Source organism: Serratia sp. NA_13, assembly GCF_052691735.1.
On record NZ_JBQZFV010000004.1, the window covers coordinates 263721 to 279865 of the forward strand.

The 16145-nt window shown below is 51.2% G+C and carries 15 protein-coding genes, 3 tRNA genes and 1 pseudogene; 9 read left to right on the forward strand and 10 right to left on the reverse strand.

Annotated features, from left to right (window positions below):
- Positions 1-7 precede the first annotated feature (7 nt).
- Genes rcsB through ACUTSU_RS09680 form a run of 3 tightly spaced genes read right to left on the reverse strand, consistent with a single transcriptional unit; the run spans position 8 to position 4529 of the window.
- Positions 8-658: a response regulator transcription factor RcsB gene (gene rcsB / locus ACUTSU_RS09670; protein ID WP_004947156.1), complete on the reverse strand. Its 651-nt coding sequence runs from the start codon at positions 656-658 to the stop codon at positions 8-10.
- A complete protein-coding gene (rcsD, locus tag ACUTSU_RS09675) occupies positions 651-3353 on the reverse strand; it encodes a phosphotransferase RcsD (RefSeq protein ID WP_445650304.1) in 2703 nt (900 codons plus the stop codon). Before rcsD ends, rcsB begins: the two co-directional genes overlap by 8 nt.
- 21 nt (positions 3354-3374) lie before the next feature.
- On the reverse strand, positions 3375-4529 hold the full coding sequence (locus ACUTSU_RS09680) for an MFS transporter (protein ID WP_445650305.1): 1155 nt from the start codon (positions 4527-4529) through the stop codon (positions 3375-3377).
- A gap of 834 nt (positions 4530-5363) precedes the next feature.
- Between ACUTSU_RS09680 and ompC the strand changes: the two genes are divergently transcribed.
- Positions 5364-6494, forward strand: coding sequence for a porin OmpC (gene ompC / locus ACUTSU_RS09685; protein WP_445650306.1), 1131 nt, complete (start codon positions 5364-5366; stop codon positions 6492-6494).
- 158 nt (positions 6495-6652) lie between these two features.
- The gene (locus tag ACUTSU_RS09690) at positions 6653-7069 is read left to right on the forward strand and encodes a VOC family protein (protein WP_445650307.1); all 417 of its coding nucleotides are present in this window, start codon (positions 6653-6655) and stop codon (positions 7067-7069) included.
- On the opposite strand, the gene ACUTSU_RS09695 is transcribed toward ACUTSU_RS09690, so the two are convergent.
- Positions 7063-7641, reverse strand: a complete 579-nt coding sequence (locus ACUTSU_RS09695) for a TetR/AcrR family transcriptional regulator (protein ID WP_445650308.1) — start codon at positions 7639-7641, stop codon at positions 7063-7065. The two genes, ACUTSU_RS09690 and ACUTSU_RS09695, sit on opposite strands and share 7 nt — an antisense overlap.
- Positions 7642-7756: 115 nt before the next feature.
- Here ACUTSU_RS09695 and ACUTSU_RS09700 point away from each other — a divergent pair, with 115 nt between their 5' ends.
- A complete protein-coding gene (locus tag ACUTSU_RS09700; RefSeq protein WP_445654091.1) occupies positions 7757-8224 on the forward strand; it encodes a nuclear transport factor 2 family protein in 468 nt (155 codons plus the stop codon).
- 6 nt (positions 8225-8230) lie between these two features.
- On the opposite strand, the gene ACUTSU_RS09705 is transcribed toward ACUTSU_RS09700, so the two are convergent.
- Positions 8231-9133 carry a LysR family transcriptional regulator gene (locus ACUTSU_RS09705; protein WP_445654092.1) on the reverse strand — a complete coding sequence of 301 codons (903 nt, stop codon included), beginning with the start codon at positions 9131-9133 and terminating at the stop codon, positions 8231-8233.
- A gap of 79 nt (positions 9134-9212) precedes the next feature.
- Here ACUTSU_RS09705 and blaSPR point away from each other — a divergent pair, with 79 nt between their 5' ends.
- The 5 genes from blaSPR (at position 9213) to ACUTSU_RS09730 (ending at position 11259) form a co-directional block, all read left to right on the forward strand.
- On the forward strand, positions 9213-10109 hold the full coding sequence (gene blaSPR, locus ACUTSU_RS09710) for an SPR family subclass B3 metallo-beta-lactamase (RefSeq protein ID WP_445650310.1): 897 nt from the start codon (positions 9213-9215) through the stop codon (positions 10107-10109).
- A 135-nt stretch (positions 10110-10244) separates the two neighbouring features.
- Positions 10245-10574 (forward strand): osmotically-inducible lipoprotein OsmE, encoded by a 330-nt coding sequence (osmE, locus tag ACUTSU_RS09715; protein WP_012145974.1) that lies wholly within the window; start codon positions 10245-10247, stop codon positions 10572-10574.
- A gap of 156 nt (positions 10575-10730) precedes the next feature.
- Positions 10731-10818 (forward strand) — tRNA-Ser (locus ACUTSU_RS09720).
- A gap of 6 nt (positions 10819-10824) precedes the next feature.
- Positions 10825-10900, forward strand: a tRNA-Thr gene (locus ACUTSU_RS09725).
- Positions 10901-11052: 152 nt separating this feature from the next.
- A complete protein-coding gene (locus ACUTSU_RS09730; RefSeq protein ID WP_017893457.1) occupies positions 11053-11259 on the forward strand; it encodes a DUF2767 family protein in 207 nt (68 codons plus the stop codon).
- A gap of 491 nt (positions 11260-11750) precedes the next feature.
- Here ACUTSU_RS09730 and ACUTSU_RS09735 read toward each other — a convergent pair whose 3' ends face one another.
- Entirely contained in the window at positions 11751-12038 is a 288-nt protein-coding gene (locus ACUTSU_RS09735) for a Bor family protein (RefSeq protein WP_445650311.1), read from the reverse strand.
- Positions 12039-12449: 411 nt separating this feature from the next.
- On the opposite strand from ACUTSU_RS09735, the gene ACUTSU_RS09740 reads away from it, so the two are divergent.
- Positions 12450-12794, forward strand: coding sequence for a terminase small subunit (locus ACUTSU_RS09740; protein WP_445654093.1), 345 nt, complete (start codon positions 12450-12452; stop codon positions 12792-12794).
- A gap of 92 nt (positions 12795-12886) precedes the next feature.
- On the opposite strand, the pseudogene ACUTSU_RS09745 reads toward ACUTSU_RS09740, so the two are convergent.
- The 4 genes and pseudogenes from ACUTSU_RS09745 to ACUTSU_RS09760 all read right to left on the reverse strand — a co-directional run.
- A pseudogene (locus ACUTSU_RS09745) lies at positions 12887-13506 on the reverse strand (IS3 family transposase); the annotation flags it as partial.
- 451 nt (positions 13507-13957) lie between these two features.
- Positions 13958-14034: transfer RNA gene (locus ACUTSU_RS09750), tRNA-Pro, on the reverse strand.
- Between the two features lie 78 nt (positions 14035-14112).
- Positions 14113-15894, reverse strand: a complete 1782-nt coding sequence (yejM, locus tag ACUTSU_RS09755) for an LPS biosynthesis-modulating metalloenzyme YejM (RefSeq protein ID WP_445650318.1) — start codon at positions 15892-15894, stop codon at positions 14113-14115.
- Positions 15895-15903: 9 nt separating this feature from the next.
- Complete coding sequence (locus tag ACUTSU_RS09760) at positions 15904-16131, reverse strand: YejL family protein (RefSeq protein ID WP_445650733.1); 228 nt, start codon at positions 16129-16131, stop codon at positions 15904-15906.
- Positions 16132-16145: the final 14 nt, after the last annotated feature.

Here is a 16145-nt window from a genome sequence, read left to right on the forward strand (position 1 = left end):
CGGGATTTTACTCTTTGTCCAGCGGTGCCATGCTGACGGACGAGAGGTAGTTGAGCAGCGCAATATCGTTCTCAACACCCAACTTCATCATCGCCGATTTCTTCTGGCTGCTGATGGTTTTGATGCTGCGATTGAGCTTCTTGGCGATTTCGGTCACCAGGAAACCTTCGGCGAACAGGCGCAATACTTCGCTCTCTTTTGGTGACAGACGCTTGTCACCGTAACCACTGGCGCTGATCCTCTCCAACAGTTTGGAGACGCTTTCCGGCGTGAATTTCTTGCCTTTCTGCAGTGCGGCCAGCGCTTTCGGCAGGTCGGTCGGCGCCCCCTGTTTCAACACGATGCCTTCGATATCCAGATCCAACACGGCGCTAAGAATGGCCGGGTTGTTGTTCATGGTCAGAACGATGATCGACAACTGCGGATAATGGCGTTTGATGTATTTGATCAGCGTAATGCCGTCGCCATACTTATCGCCTGGCATCGAAAGGTCGGTGATCAGGACGTTTGCATCCAGTTTGGACAGATTGTTGATCAGTGCTGTTGAGTCTTCAAACTCCCCAACGACATTTACCCATTCAATTTGCTCAAGTGACTTCCGGATGCCAAACAGTACGATAGGATGGTCATCAGCAATAATTACGTTCAGGTTATTCATGTTGTTGGCTACCTTGCTGCAGCAGTCTACTGACGAAAAAATCAATCTGACTGATGTTATTCTCGATCTTGAGCGCATCACCGTCTGCGATGTGCTGTTCTAACGATTCACACAGTTGCTTGCCGGGAAGCAGATTTAACATGGCAAACACGCCTTTCAGGCGGTGTGCTGTCTGTGACAGAGCATTGAAATCACTGCTGCCCGCCTCAGTATACAGTTTTTTGACATCGTCGGGTACTGTATCAATAAATAGGCCATAGTAATCACTTGATTTCAATTGTTTTTCATAGAGTTGGATGTCATCTGCGGTCAGTGATAATGCACTTTCCTGCTGTTCCAATGCGGCCATTTGCTGCTCAATCAGCATCAATACGGCGTCGATCATGGCACCACTCAGGTTATAGTTCACCCGAATATACCGTTTTTCAAGCCGTTGCCATCCGGCCTCATCACTGGTCAGCAGCAGGGTGTAATCATCTGCTCTTTGCGGGTTATCGGTCAACAATACGTCGTAGTCGCGATTAATCTGACGCTCGTCAGCAACGATGCAACTCGCGCCATAGGCGTGCAGCAGGCGGGTGACAATGCTCCGTATTTCCTCAGAAGTAATGTCCAGCAAGGCGGTTACACCGTCGAGCAGTTTTTCCTGCGCCTCCGTCTCTTTTTTCTCCATCTCCATAGGGACGCGGATGGTGTAGCGAGTGCCGATATCTATCTTGCTGCGGATATCCAACTGGCCGTTAAGCTTTTTGCACAGTTGATTACACAGGAAGAAGGTGAGACCGGAGCCATGATCAAAGCGGTCCACCAGCGTTTGGCTGAGGAACGGGTAATTCAGGTTGCTGATTTCTTCGTTGGAAATGCCCGAACCGGTGTCATTGATATGGAATACCAGGCGATCGGGGTGATCGGGCTCATGATCGATCACCAGCGAAATCTTGCCGCAGGTGGTAGTGATAATGGCGTAATGCACCAGCAGCGAGATCACCTTGCGCAGTGCGTTGGCATCGCCGATATATTGCTGTTCAACGTCAAGATGGAAATGGTTGAACAGCGACAGGCCTTTTTGATTGATGGACGGCAGGGCTTCCTGCAGCAATTCATCTATCAGGGCCGATGGGCTGAAGGGATGACGCGAAGGCTGCCAGTCCTGGGTTTCCAACCGCGTGAGCAGGGTGATATTTTCAATCAGCCCCAGCACCGTTGACGATTGAACCGCCAGTTGCTTTTGCAGCGCTTGCTGTTGTTCTTCATCTGCTTGCGTGCGCAGGCGATCGACCAAATCGTGCATTTGCTGGACCGGTTGATTCAGCTCAATGCCCAGATTATGCAACATCAGTTTGCGTGCCTGCACGTTCTTGTCGTACTCGCGTTGTGCCTGCTGCAAACGTTTATTGACCATCACTTCCTTGTCCTGATCGTTAAGCAGGAACAGGTAAGTTTCCGGCGACAGCTGGCTGCGGAAGATGCGGATTTCATACACTTCGTTGTTTACCGTCGCCTGAATCACGCCGTGATGCTGTTCGGCCATATGGGCGATTTTTTGCAGGCTGAGGTGTGGCAGCAGGTGCTGGGCGATCTTGTTACTGGCGATGACCGTATTGCTGGCGAAGTTGTACACCAGCAGGCCTGAAGGCAGGCTGGCGATGATTTCCTGATTCAGTGCCCGCTCGGCTTCCAGCTCAACCGCCATGTTTTCGCTCGGGCGGATATATTGGCGACGGATAAAGTAAATGCCCACCAATGACAACGCCAATAGCAACAGATTGATGGCGATCAGCCAGATATTATTCCGCAGCAGGTCAATCGCCAGGCTGATAGCAGAAACACGGTAAACCACTTTCAGTGATGCATTAGGCAGGGAAGCGCTGAACTCCACCCAATTGCCGCTCATCGAAATGCCAGAGCTGGTCGCGCTATCGATCGGCAAGGTACCGTCGTCCATGCTGCTATCATCAGGCAGCAGCATAAAGTTGGACCGTGCCATATTAATGGGGATGATGTCGTTAATCGGCAGATCGAAGGCGATCACCGTGGCCAAATGCCCCGGTTGGTTAAAAGTAGTGCGGATAGAGAACGAATAGGTGTTCTGGAAGCGCTGTTTGCGCAAGGCAGAGAAGCTTTCACGCTCATCGAGCATATTGGCCTGTTGCAGCATTTCAGCCCGGCGGTCCTCTGCCGAGGTCGTCAGATAGCTTTCTTTGAAGCGTGAGGCCAGTTCTTTTAACGGCTGAGTGGTGATTAGGCTCAGGCTGTTATCCTGACCGTTAAGGTAATACATGGCGTAATTTTCAGTCTTGGCCCCCCAGCGGGCATCCAGATAGTCTGAAATATTGGCGATCATCGCCAGGGTGCCTTCTTCATGACTGCCAAAAATAACCGCGTCGGTTTTTTTATGCGGTTTCTCCAGGTAGTAAACGTCCGGGCGCAGTCGGGTTTCCTGCAAGCTGGGATCGACATTCAATGAAGGCGCATTACCGAACTTGTCGTAAATCTGATAGGTGACGTAACGGTAGTTGTCGATGCGCTTTTGCAGGCCGTTGGCGATGCTGTTCAGGGCGTATTTTTTTTCCGCCAGCCAGGCGTTGGTATAGTTGTAGCCGTACAGGCCGATGGCAATCGTCAGCAGTACGGAAAATAGCAGGAAGCAGCGGGTAATATTGCTTGAGCTGATGGTCAGTTGTTTATTTTGCATAGTTGATTGCGCATTCCTGAATCAACGGGTTATCGCCCGGGCGCTGGCGGTGACCACCAGGAGTAAAACTGCAACGCAGGCAAAAGCCACCGTAAGGCTGGAGAACTGAGCGATAAATCCAATCAGCGCCGGTCCGGCGAGGATGCCGGCGTAGCCTACGGTGGTCACTGAGGCGATGGCCAGATTGGCCGGCATATCCTGCTGGTTCCCGGCAGCACTGAACAGGATCGGTACCACGTTGGAAGCACCGAGGCCCACCAGCATAAAACCAATCAGTGAAACCATGGCGTTGTTGAAGATAATGGCCAGACTCAGGCCAATGGCCGCGCACAGGCTGCCCAGCAGCAACACCTTATATCTGCCCAGCGTATTCACCACCCGATCGCCGTTTAGTCGGCCAAGAGTCATGGTGATGGAGAACAGCGCATAGCCCAACCCGGCCTGGCTGTGGTCAACGCCTCGCAGGGTGGTGAGAAACAGGGCGCTCCAGTCGAGCATCGAGCCTTCTGCCAGGAACATGATGAAGCACAGGATGCCAATGAACATCACCCAACCGCGTGGCAGCACAAACATGGGGCCACCTTCGTCACCGCCGCTTTCACGCAACAAATTGCGACTGGCCAGTATCAGCAATGCGGCAATGGTCAATACGGCGACCCATGTTGCCAGTAAAGGCGACAGCCCCAGCCACAGCATCACACTAATACCGCCGGCGCCGGCAATGCCGCCAACGCTGAAGAAACCGTGAAAACCGGACATCATTGCTTTGCCGCTGGCGCGCTCGACCACTACCGCCTGTATGTTCATCGCCACATCGATCATGCCGATTGCTGCACCAAACAACAGTAGGGCCAGTGCCATACCGGTGGTGGTGTCCATCAGGACCAGCAGGGGCAAATCAATACACAGTGCAAGCCCGGCAAGCAGGATCACCGGGCGACAGCCCAACCTGCCGGTCAGGAAGCCGGTAAGTGGCATAGCCAACATCGAACCTGCGCCAATGCACAGCAGAAGCAAACCCAAGGAGCCGTCGTCTATGCCGATACGCGCTTTGGCGAAGGGGACCAAGGGAGCCCAGGCGGCCATGCCGAAGCCGGCGACAAAAAAAGCCAAACGTGTTGCGACCTGTGCCGGGACGCCAGGTTTCTGCTGTTCATTACACAAGGTGGAAGTCATGTGGGCATCAGGATCTATTGTGGAAATGCGGGCTGAAAGTTATGGAGTGTTTTTATCACAATCCGCGATCCGGGTCGAAAGGATTTGCGCTCGCCCGCGGTTCTGGTCACAAGGTAATGACCTGAGCAAGGGGGCTGGATATTTTCCCAGACTATCAAAAGAGAGGGGGGGGGGCCAATATTGCTGTATCGAACAGAATGCCAGCTCAGGTTGCAGACACTTTAGCAATAAAACGCTTTCCTAATTAAAGCGATTAACCTGTAGCCTGATTTAGGTTAATAAATTAGCAATTTGTGCGAAATTTAATTGTGGGGATAATATCTTTGCGTGATTATTTTTTTGGCAAAAAGTGCGCATTATGGTGAATTGTGGTGAGGGTTTCAGACAATAAAAAAACCGGCCATAAGCCGGTCGAAGTGTACAAAAATTATCTTACAGATAATGAAGGTAATAATGAAAATAATGATGATAGCGGGGTTATTATAACGTCAGCGTTCTTAGAATATTTTGGCACAATGTGCTTATTGATAATGTCTTTTGTATACCGGTCTTTTTTTTCTTAAAGTTTTGTATAAATATATGATTTTATATCTATAAATGTATTTTTTGTCATTACGTGCTTTATTTTTCATGTCTGTAATGTTTTGTGGGAGTTCGCGCAAATTTACATTTTGAAACCTTTATTAATCATGCTGAAACACTATCGGATACTTGGTATCATTTTCTTTCTGGATTAATATAACCCTTGTTACCAGAATGGTAATGCACAGTCGTGCTAATAATGCTCAAAAGGGCAGTGGCCATAGCTCGACATAATTAATGAGGATAATAACGATGAAACTTCGAGTACTCTCTCTGATAGTACCCGCACTGCTGGTTGCAGGCACAGCAGGCGCGGCGGAAATCTACAATAAAGACGGCAATAAACTGGATCTGTACGGCAAGATCAATGGTCTTCACTATTTCTCTGACAACAATGGCTCCGATGGCGACATGTCTTATATGCGTTTCGGCCTGCGTGGCGAAACACAAATCAGCGACCAGTTGACCGGTTATGGTCAATGGGAATATCAGGCAAACCTCAACCGCGCTGAAAGCCAAGACAACAAGAACTTTACCCGTTACGGCTTTGCTGGCCTGAAGTTTGGCGATTACGGTTCATTTGACTACGGCCGTAACACCGGCGTGCTGTATGACGTTGCCGCTTATACCGACTTGCAGCCAGAGTTCGATGGCTCCACTTACGGTGCCGACCAATTCATGTTCCAACGTTCCAGCGGTTTGGCAACTTACCGTAACACCGACTTCTTTGGTCTGGTCGACGGCCTGAACTTTGCTCTGCAGTACCAGGGTAAAAACGGCAACGGCGAAGAGTCTAACAACGGCCGTGAAGTTCTCAATCAAAACGGCGACGGCTACGGCATGTCGGTGAACTACGACATCGGCTATGGCATCAGCGCTGCAGGTGCCTTCTTTAGCTCCAAACGTACCAGCGAGCAAAATGGCAGTGGCGTATACAGCGACATCATGGGCCGTGGCGATCGTGCTGAAGGTTATTCTGGCGGTCTGAAATATGACGCCAACGACGCTTACCTGGCCGTGATGTTCACCCAGTCTTACAATGCCGCACGCTTTGGTTCTACCAGCAGCGATGCTTACGGTTATGCCAACAAGGCGCAAAGTATCGAAGCTTACGCACACTACCAGTTTGACTTCGGTCTGCGTCCATTCGTTGGTTATAACCAAACCAAAGGTAAAAACCTGGGTCTAGCCGCTAACGGCAAGGATTACGGCGACGAAGATCTGGTCAAATTTGTGGATCTGGGTGCGACCTACTTCTTCAACAAAAACATGTCCACCTACGTTGACTACAAAATCAACCTGTTGGACGACAACGACTTCACCAAGTCTGCCGGTATCAACACCGACAACGTGGTTGCCTTGGGCCTGGTTTACCAGTTCTAAGCTAAGCAACAGAGTGTGAATATGATTACGCGGCCTTCGGGCCGCGTTTTTTATGCCTGCGCTTTGGCACAAATTGGCATTTTCGCGGCACGGATTGCCATTCTGATGTACAGGGGGTTACCTACACTTTCGCCGTAGAGAGAAATCAGGAGGTTAATATGGAACTCAAGATAGATCGGGTGATTGAAACGGTACTGTACGTCAAGGATATCGAGCGGGCTGCGGTTTTTTATCAGCAGGTATTAAAGCTGTCACCGATGGTGGCCAACGAGCGTTTTCGCGCCTATGACGTGGGCCAACAAAGCGTATTGCTGCTGTTTATTGAAGGCGACTCGGTCAAAGGGGCACGGTATCCGGAAGGCTATATCCCCCCGCATGACGGCAGCGGGCCGCTGCATATTGGGCTGGCAGTCGCCAAAGAACAGCTGCCGCATTGGGAACAACATCTGGCGGCACATGGCATAGAGATAGAAGGGCGCATGAATTGGGAACACGGTGGCGAGAGTATTTATTTCCGCGACCCCGATCATCATTTACTCGAGCTGGTAACACCGGGGATTTGGGCTAATTACTGATGCTTCCAGGCGGCAGCCAAAGTTTTTAGCATTTCACTCAGTAGCAGCAGCGAATTATGGGCTTGCTGCTCAATTTGCACCTTGACGATGGCTCCGTCGATCAGCATAGACAGCATTTCCGCTCGCTGTTCCCGCTCAGGGCTTGTGGGCAGGTGGCTGGCAATGAGTTCGGCCATCTGATTCTTATGCCGGCACGCGATTTTTAGGCTCTCCGGTAACATATCCGCCAGCTCCACCGCCGTATTGATAAAAGCACAGCCGCGGAAATGTGGACTGCTGAACCACTCTTCAAGGCAGGGCACCAAAGCGAGCATCACATCCCCTGACCGTGCGACCTGTTGCTCTAGAGAGCGGTTGAACCAGCTCAGCCACCGCTCGTGGCGGTAGGCCAGAAACGCCTCAATCAGCTCATTTTTACTGGGGAAATGACGATAAAACGTGACCTTGGCTACGCCTGACTCGCTGATGATGCGATCGATGCCGGTTGCGCGGATGCCATCGCGGTAAAACAAATCATGTGCTGTCTGCAAGATGCGCTGCCGTGGCGGCAGAGTGCTGGGGGCAACAGTCATCAAAACATCTCCTGAAATATCGACCGGAATGATTGTAGACAACTCTGTCTACATGCGCTAGCTTAATTGTGTAGACAAATCTGTCTACTTGATTGCAACCCAGCAGAGGTGAGCTATGAGCATTAAACCCCCACTCCCACCGTTTACCCGTGAGTCGGCGATAGAGAAGGTCCGCCTGGCGGAAGATGCCTGGAACAGCCGCGATCCTGAACGAGTCTCGCAGGTCTATTCCGTTGATACCCACTGGCGTAACCGGGCGGAGTTTGTTGATGGCCGCGAGGCCGTTTGCGCTTTCTTGCAGCGTAAATGGGCGAAAGAGCTGGAGTATCGGTTGATTAAGGAGTTATGGGCGTTTGATGGGGCGCGTATCGCGGTGCGCTTTGCCTATGAATGGCGTGATGACTCGGGCAACTGGTACCGTAGTTTTGGCAACGAGAATTGGGAGTTTAACCCGAACGGTCTAATGATAAACAGGCACGCCTGCATCAACGATATGCCGATCCGCGAACAAGATAGGAAATTCCACTGGCCTCTTGGCCGCCGCCCAGACGATATTGCGGCGTTGGGTGAATTCGGCTTCTGATTGTCGTTACTGATAATATGGCCGCAGTTCCGCATGAAGCGCGGAAATAAGACGCTTTTTCCACTCAACTTCTCCCTGCCGATAGTGCGAAAACAGATGCCCAATTGCCAGGTTGTCCAGGATGGGCAGGGTGAATAACCCTCGTTTATCGGGTTGTGCACTGAACCAGGGCTGCGGAACCACCGCCATCAGCGGGGCCGCCCGCAACACTGGCGGCAACTGGGCATAATCGACACAACTGAGCTGGATCCTGCGTTGTAAACCCTGGCGTTCCAACTGACGATCCAGCTCATTTTCCGCCTGTGGCCAAGGGTGACAGTAATAGTGCGCATAGTTTGCCAGTTCGCTGAAGGCCAGAGCGCTCTTGTGCTGCAACATCTGCTGCAAGGGGGCCCCAAATACTGCGACCAGGCGAGTGCTGCCAATCAGAACATAACGCAGTGCGCTGGTACGCTGTTGATGATCGCCCACTGCGATCACCATATCGATGCTGCCTTCCAGTAGATCGTTCCGCCATGAGCGCCGCTCAAAGTTCTGACAACGGATATCCACATTGGCGAGTGTGCTTTTCTGTGCCAGCAGCGGCAGCAATATCGGATGTAGTGCCGGTGGTGCAACCAGGTTGAAATGTCGTGGTACGTCCTGCATATGGCCGAACAGTTCACTGTCCAGCGAAGAGAACAATGGCGTTAGCTTCTCTTTAAGCGACAGGGCAAACAGCGTCGGCACTTGGCGATGCCCCTCCCGGCGAAATAAAGGCTCATTCAGTACTTCACGCAGACGGGCCAATGCATGGCTGACGGCCGAAGTACTGATGCCCAACTTGTCCGCCGTTTTCTGGCTGGAGCCGGTGCTGGTCAACAGGTAAAGCACTTTCAGCAGGTTCATGTCCATTTGCAGGATGTTCATTAATGGTTTTCTTAATTGAGTACGTTTCAATATTGGGTTGAGTATACTTCAGCCCCGTTTACCTCCATAGAATTGGATCATGAAAAAAAACCTTGGTTATCTGACGGCTATGACGGTTGCTCTGTGTTTCGGCGCTCAGGCGCAGCTTAATCCGGCACAGCCGTTGTCCAGTGCGCCGCCCTATTCGCTTTTTGAACAGTGGGCGCAGCCGGTCGCGCCATTTCAGATGTTCCCGCATGTTTATTACGTGGGCACCCGCAACCTATCGTCCGTGCTGCTGAGCACGCCGAAAGGACTGATTCTGATTGACGCCGCGCTGGACGCCAGCGCGCCGGCGATAAGAGCGCACATAGAGGCTTTGGGTTTTAACATCAAGGATCTGCGCTATATCCTCAATAGCCACGCACGTCTCGATCAGGCGGGTGGCATTGCGCGTCTGCAAGCCTGGAGCGGGGCAAAAGTTGTCGCCAGCGCTGCCAATGCCCAACAGTTGGCGCTTGGTGGCAAACAGGATTTTGCTCTGGGAGATGCGCTGAGCTTCCCGCCGGTGAAGGTCGATATTATCGTCGAGGAGGGGGACAGCATTACCTTGGGCGGCCTGAAGTTAACGGCATTGATGACGCCAGGCCATTTGCCGGGGGCCACCTCATGGCTGACCACGCTACATCAGGGTGGGCAAAGCTACCGACTGGTCTATGCCGACAGTCTGGCAACGCCGGACTACTATCTGATCGACAATAAAAACTACCCCAGTCTGGTGCAGGATATCCGTGGCAGTTTTGCTCGGTTGGCTCTGCAGCAGGCGGATATTTTTATCGCCAACAAGGGGACGCGCTTCGATCTGGATAATAAAATGAAACGCCTGCAGGCCGGTGATCTGGACGCGTTTGTCGATCGTCAGGGGTTGCAGCAATATGTACAACAGTCACAACAGACATTTGAGGCACAGTTAAAACAGCAACAAAGTAAAATGTGAATTACGTTGGTCTGCCCATCGTGAACTGGTGAGGATATTGGCGGGAAGCGCACCTATCGACAAAGCGAAATTTGTAGAAAAGCCTTCTCTCTTCTAGACTTAGAGGACAATAAACGTACTCCAAGAGGACAAACCATGACGAATAAGCTGGTTTTAGCCATTTGCACTGCAGCGACTTTCACCCTTCTTGCCGGTTGTACGGCTTATGACCGGGCCGCCAGTTATGTTCAGGAACCTGTGGTCAGTGATGTTAAAGTAGGGATGACCAAACAGCAGGTTCGTGCAATTGCCGGGCCACCGTCAACTACAGCTACTCTGGTTCATGCACAGGGAACCTGCGACACCTACGCGGTGGCGCCACGTGACGGAAAAGTACAAACCTATTTCGTCAGCTACAGCGATACAGGTCATGTGATGAACAAAGGTTATCAGACCTGTTCAGACTATGACTCACAGCCGAAATAACGGCTGTTATGCTGAGCAATCCGACCCCGCTTCGGCGGGTTTTTTCATTTTTTAACCGCCAGTGGCATGAAGTTTAACCAAACGCACTTTTCCCTGCTTTTTTTTGCATGAAACGATAGACATTTCATAACGGTAGCGCTAATATCTGCGCCCATTGGAAGGATGGCCGAGTGGTTTAAGGCAACGGTCTTGAAAACCGTCGAGTGTAACAGCTCCCAGAGTTCGAATCTCTGTCCTTCCGCCAAATTTAGCCGGCTTAGCTCAGTAGGTAGAGCAACTGACTTGTAATCAGTAGGTCACCAGTTCGATTCCGGTAGCCGGCACCATACAGTTATACAGGCGCTTAATCCCGTCTACGAACCCCAGCAATCTTAATGATCGCTGGGGTTTTTCGTTTTCCGCCCGCGCCGACCTGGCCCAGAGAGGGCATTGTCAGGCGCAAGATGTTAATCTGCATAAATTGCAACTGGAGGTAGTTATGGGCAGCGGCTTCGAAGATTCAAAAGCTTTGTATATCGGCATATGCACAGTGATAGGTGATGCGGTTTTGGTGTTAATTAATGAAGAACGCGCCACGGAAAAGGCCGATATTATTGATGTGTTGAAAACGGCAATCACCAGAGAGGGCAGGGATGTCAGTCTGGATGAGGCACGCATACTGGCCGTTGAGTGGTTGGAGCGTTAAGCGCTAAAAGCCCTGGCTCGCCGGCATTTTCACGAAAACTGACAGTTTGTTGAAAGACAGTGAGTCATGAATGAGCTATAACCAGATAGCGAAAAGATAAGGAGTGTTGGATGAAAAGGGCATTGTTTCTTTTGGTTATTTTAACCCTATCTGGATGTACAGGCTCTTTGGGGTCAATATTGGGTGTTATTCCGCAAAGTTCAGACGTTTGCCCGCAGGGGAAAAACTCAATCACGGGTGAATGCCGGGTTTAAGGTATAAAAAAACCAACCACAAAGGGTTGGTTTCCCTAAGGATTTTGGTCGGCATGAGAGGATATCACCTCTGTTCAGGTGGCCAAATTCAGTGCGCCACTACACTGAAGCAGTGGTGGGTATCTGGCGGGAGATTGTCATGAAAATTATTGCACAAGAAAATAGTACAACAATCTGGCTAGCTGGCGTAGAAATTGAAAAGCCCGTATTGAACGGGCTTAATGTCATAGAGAAAGATTATGAGCAATATACGCGAGCTTCGCGCGGGGTATAGATACCAAAGGTCACAAGGCCAAGCAGTCCATTAACGAAGGTTTGCTGTACTTCTGTGCGGACAACTTTATCCGCTCCGCCACAGACCGCAGCAGCATCAATAGTTTTCTTCTGACCAATGCCGGACACAAAGAAGTGATGGGTAGTCGTCTGTTTTGGGGCGGCCGCTACGTCATTTTTTACAGAAAATGTTTGTTGGGCGCAGCCAGTGACAGCCATTGCGAGAACTATAGTGGCAAGCAACTTCTTCATAAATATCCCTTTTGTAAGTAATTAAAAGCGCGTTAATAATGCCATTTTTACAGAAATTTACAAGTGGACATCATTATAATTAAAACCACTATCTCCCTGCACCTATCGCGCACCCAGCACATCGGCAGGTTGATGGCTTTTAATATTAACAATACAAATGATTGTCATTTTCATTAGTGGGTCCTTTCTGGAGGTTGGGTCGTTACGGGGTGCGAACTCACGGGAAACCGCTATTTATGAGTTTTTTGGCCGCGGATCCTACTTCCTTCTCACTTAACAACTAACTCATTGTTTTAAATATATTCATAAATCGCCACAGAGTGGGAAACGATCCAGCCTGGATCCTCTCAATATTTGGGAAATCACTTCCCGGTTAAATAATTGTTAAAAATAGGGGTTCGCGGGGGATAAGTGAACGTTACCAAGGCACAGTTGGCGGATCTTTTTGAAGCATCAACGCGCACGATCACCACTTGGCAATCGCAGGGGATGCCGGTAGTTGCTGGCGATGGTAATGGCGGCAAGGGTGGGGAAGAGGCCTTGCAACTCGGTACGATCGACTATGAACGCCACCGTTTAACCTGTGCTCCGGCTGATGGTCAGGAACGAAAGAACGCCAAAGTCTCCGCCGAGGTAGTGGAAACCGGCTTCTGCATGTTTGTCCTGTCAAAAGTGGCAGGGGAGATGGTCGGCATTCTTGACGGTATTCCCCTCAACTGGAGCGACCCACTGATGGTTCCCCTTTCCCTGGGTTGAGCCATTATCCGAATAATCCGGAGGTATTCTCATTGTGAAGACCACCATAGCTGAAGTGGATCGTGGTTTGGCTGAGTTGAAAACTCAGGTTCACGGTAACTTACCGGACTGAACCGCCGTGACGCTTTTGCCCGCAGCCCCTGACGCCGCAGGCTGGAGGCTATCGTTTTCACATTGTATGTCAGGCCCTGCGCACGCAGCTCTTCTGTCAGACGGGGTGCGCCGTAGCGCTGTTTAGCCCGGCTGAATGCGTTACTGACGACGCTGTCGCAATCATGGCGGAACCGCTGGCGTGCATTGATTACCGTGCACCGGCTCCGCCAGGCGTACCAGCCGCTTCGGGCCACACACAGTACCCGGCACATGGCTTTAATACTGAATTCAGCCTGGTGTTTTTCGATAAAGACATACTTCATTTCAGGCGCTTCGCGAAGTATGTCGCGGCCTTTTGGAGAATGGCCAGCTCCTCGTCCTTTTCAGCCAACTGGCGTTTAAGGCGGACGATCTCGGCAGCCTGTTCGTTCTCACGTTCAGAGGCAGTTGTCTGGCCCTGCTGTTTGCTGCGCCAGTTGTAGAGCTGGGATTCATACAGACTGAGTTCGCGTGCGGCGGCAGCGACACCGATGCGCTCAGCCAGTTTAAGGGCTTCTGTACGGAACTCGGGTGTGTGTTGCTTACGTATTTTTTTGCTGGTTGTGGCCGGTTTTGTCATGTGAGTCACCTCTGGTTGAGAGTTTACTCACTTAGCCGCGTGTCCACTATTGGTGGGTAAGATCATAATTCCCCGATAGGACCATTTCTGCTAGATACATTTTAGGCAGAATGCACAGTAGGTAGTGTCCCCCCTAGTCCCCCAGTGGAACAGTTCACCAGAAAATTTCCAAAGGAATAATAATCTAGCTCCGTGTCTCATGTAGTCTGTGTTACTTGCTTTACCTTCAATGCGTTAGCCTGATGCGTTCACATTGTATTGATGCGTATGGCATGTAGCGCAGCTTGGTAGCAGCTCTAGGGAAGGGGGCTGCACTTGGGCTGCACACTGACTACCGTCATGGATATAAAAATGAAAGGATGTGCACAATTGAGTGTTGCACATGTGCAGTGTTGTGCATAAAGTAAAGGGGCTAACCTTTCGATTAACCCCTTGACCTATCTGGAATGTTTGGTCGGCATGAGAGGATTCGAACCTCCGACCCCCGACACCCCATGACGGTGCGCTACCAAGCTGCGCTACATGCCGACGCTATGACAAATAATACTACCCGTTCCCAATTTCAAATCAAGAGCCCCCCCAGCTGACTGATTGTATTTTAAGCAGTTAGTTGGCGATAAAGCGTTTCACATCGGTCAACACCTGCAACAGCAGGGCCAGCTGTGGCTTCTCGTCTTTGATCTCTTTGTCGTTCTTATCGTACGCACGGTAGTTACCGCCGCTATCCAACACCAGGGTTTGCGTAGGAGTGGTGATCACTAACAGGCTGTTATCGCCGGTAGCGACCCAGTTATTCCTGCGCTGGGCGGTAAACAGGTCTTCACCCTGCGAATAATCATTAGGGTTGGTTTTCACGTGCAGCAGACGTTGCATCAGCGTACGCATCACGTCGTTATGGCCAGTCAGCTTACTGATGGTCTGCGCCGGAGTGCCCGGCCAGTGGATAACCAGCGGTACCTGCAACTGTTGCTGGTTGAAACTGGTACCCGCACCCCAGTAACCTTTGCCGGTGTCATTAAATTCAACGCCGTGCTCCGCGGTTATCACCACTACGGTTTTATCCAGAACACCACGTTCTTTCAACGTACCAAGCACCTGAGCAATTTGCGCATCCACATCCTGCGCACCTGCGCGGTAGCGCTGAATAAAATCGGCCGGGGTGGGTGTTTTCTCATTGGCCGCAGGCTCAGCACCACGGTAATTGATATAGGAGAACCATGGACCGTTACTGTTTTGGTCAGCCAGCCAGCGTTGCCATTGTTGCGTGGTCGCCGCATCATTTTGCTGTTTTGCTGCCGGCAGCGTGAAGTCGGTCAACAGCGCCTGGCGATACAGGCTGGCGTTAAAGCCATCAGACGAGAACAAACCAAACTGATAACCCTGGGCGCTGAGAGCACTGACCAGAGCAGAAGGTTTACGCGCGGCGAGAACGCTGTCCAGATAGGTAGGTGAAATGCCGTAGAACAGGCCAAACAGGCCGGTATCCGCATGATTACCGGAACTGTAGTGATCGCTGAAGCGAACATTTTCCTGCGCGAAACGGGTCAGGGCAGGCATATCCTGTTTCATATCCTGCTCGCGAACGCCGTCCACCACGATCATCAGCAGGTTATAGCCGCTGCCTTTATCGCTGTAGCTAAGATCGTTCAGCGGATATTCCACCGCAACGGCTTCCGGATTCCCTTGCTGCACCAGACGGCGTTCATATTCCTGAGAATCGAGCAGGCCGTGTTTTTCAAGGAATTTGCGCGCCGTCATCGGGTATGACAACGGCAGGTTGGCGCGCTGCATGGTGATCGGGCGGTAGAAGTTGGCGTCGGCCCAGATATAAATCAGGTGCGAGGCGAAAAAGGCACTGATAAACATTGCAGCCAGCGGCTTACCGAACCTTTGACGGTTCAGACTGCGCAGCTTTTGCCAGCTCCAGGTGCCAAACAGCATCTCCACCAGGAAGATAACCGGCACGCAAATAAACATCAGCTGCCAGTCGCGCGCCAGCTCGCTTTGATCCGGGTTAATCACCAGTTCCCACACCACCGGGTTAAGGTGAAGGTGGAAATGCGTGAACACTTCACTGTCTACCAGCAATAGCGTTAACCCGGCGGTAGCCAGGGCGGCGGAAATGAATCGCAACAGCCGCTGTGACATCACTACAAAGGTGAGCGGGAATATCACCAGCAGGTAGCCGGCGAAAACGATAAAGCTGAAATGCCCCAACAGGCTGACCAGCGCATAAACCCGACCCAGCAGGGAAGAGGGCCAGTCGGTGACAAACAGGTAGCGGCTACCCAGCCCGAGTGCAAGCAGGATATTGAATAAGGCGAACCAGTGCCCCCAGCTAATCATCTGGGAGACTTTTTCGCGATAACGCTGACGGTTTGTCACCATAATTAATTATTAATGCGCTTTATCTTCACGAATAGAAGCTTGCAGAGCTTCTGCAAACGATTTTGCCAATGTTTTCCGCTGCGCGGGAGTCACACTGGTATTGATCAGATTAGTTACCATGTTGCCCAGCACCATCAAAGAAAGATCGGTGGGAGTATGGTGTTTTTCCAGAACATTAACCAGCTCGGAGAGCAGCTGTTCAACGTGTTCGTCACTGTAACGGGATGATTGTGGCATAAAAATTGCGCTCA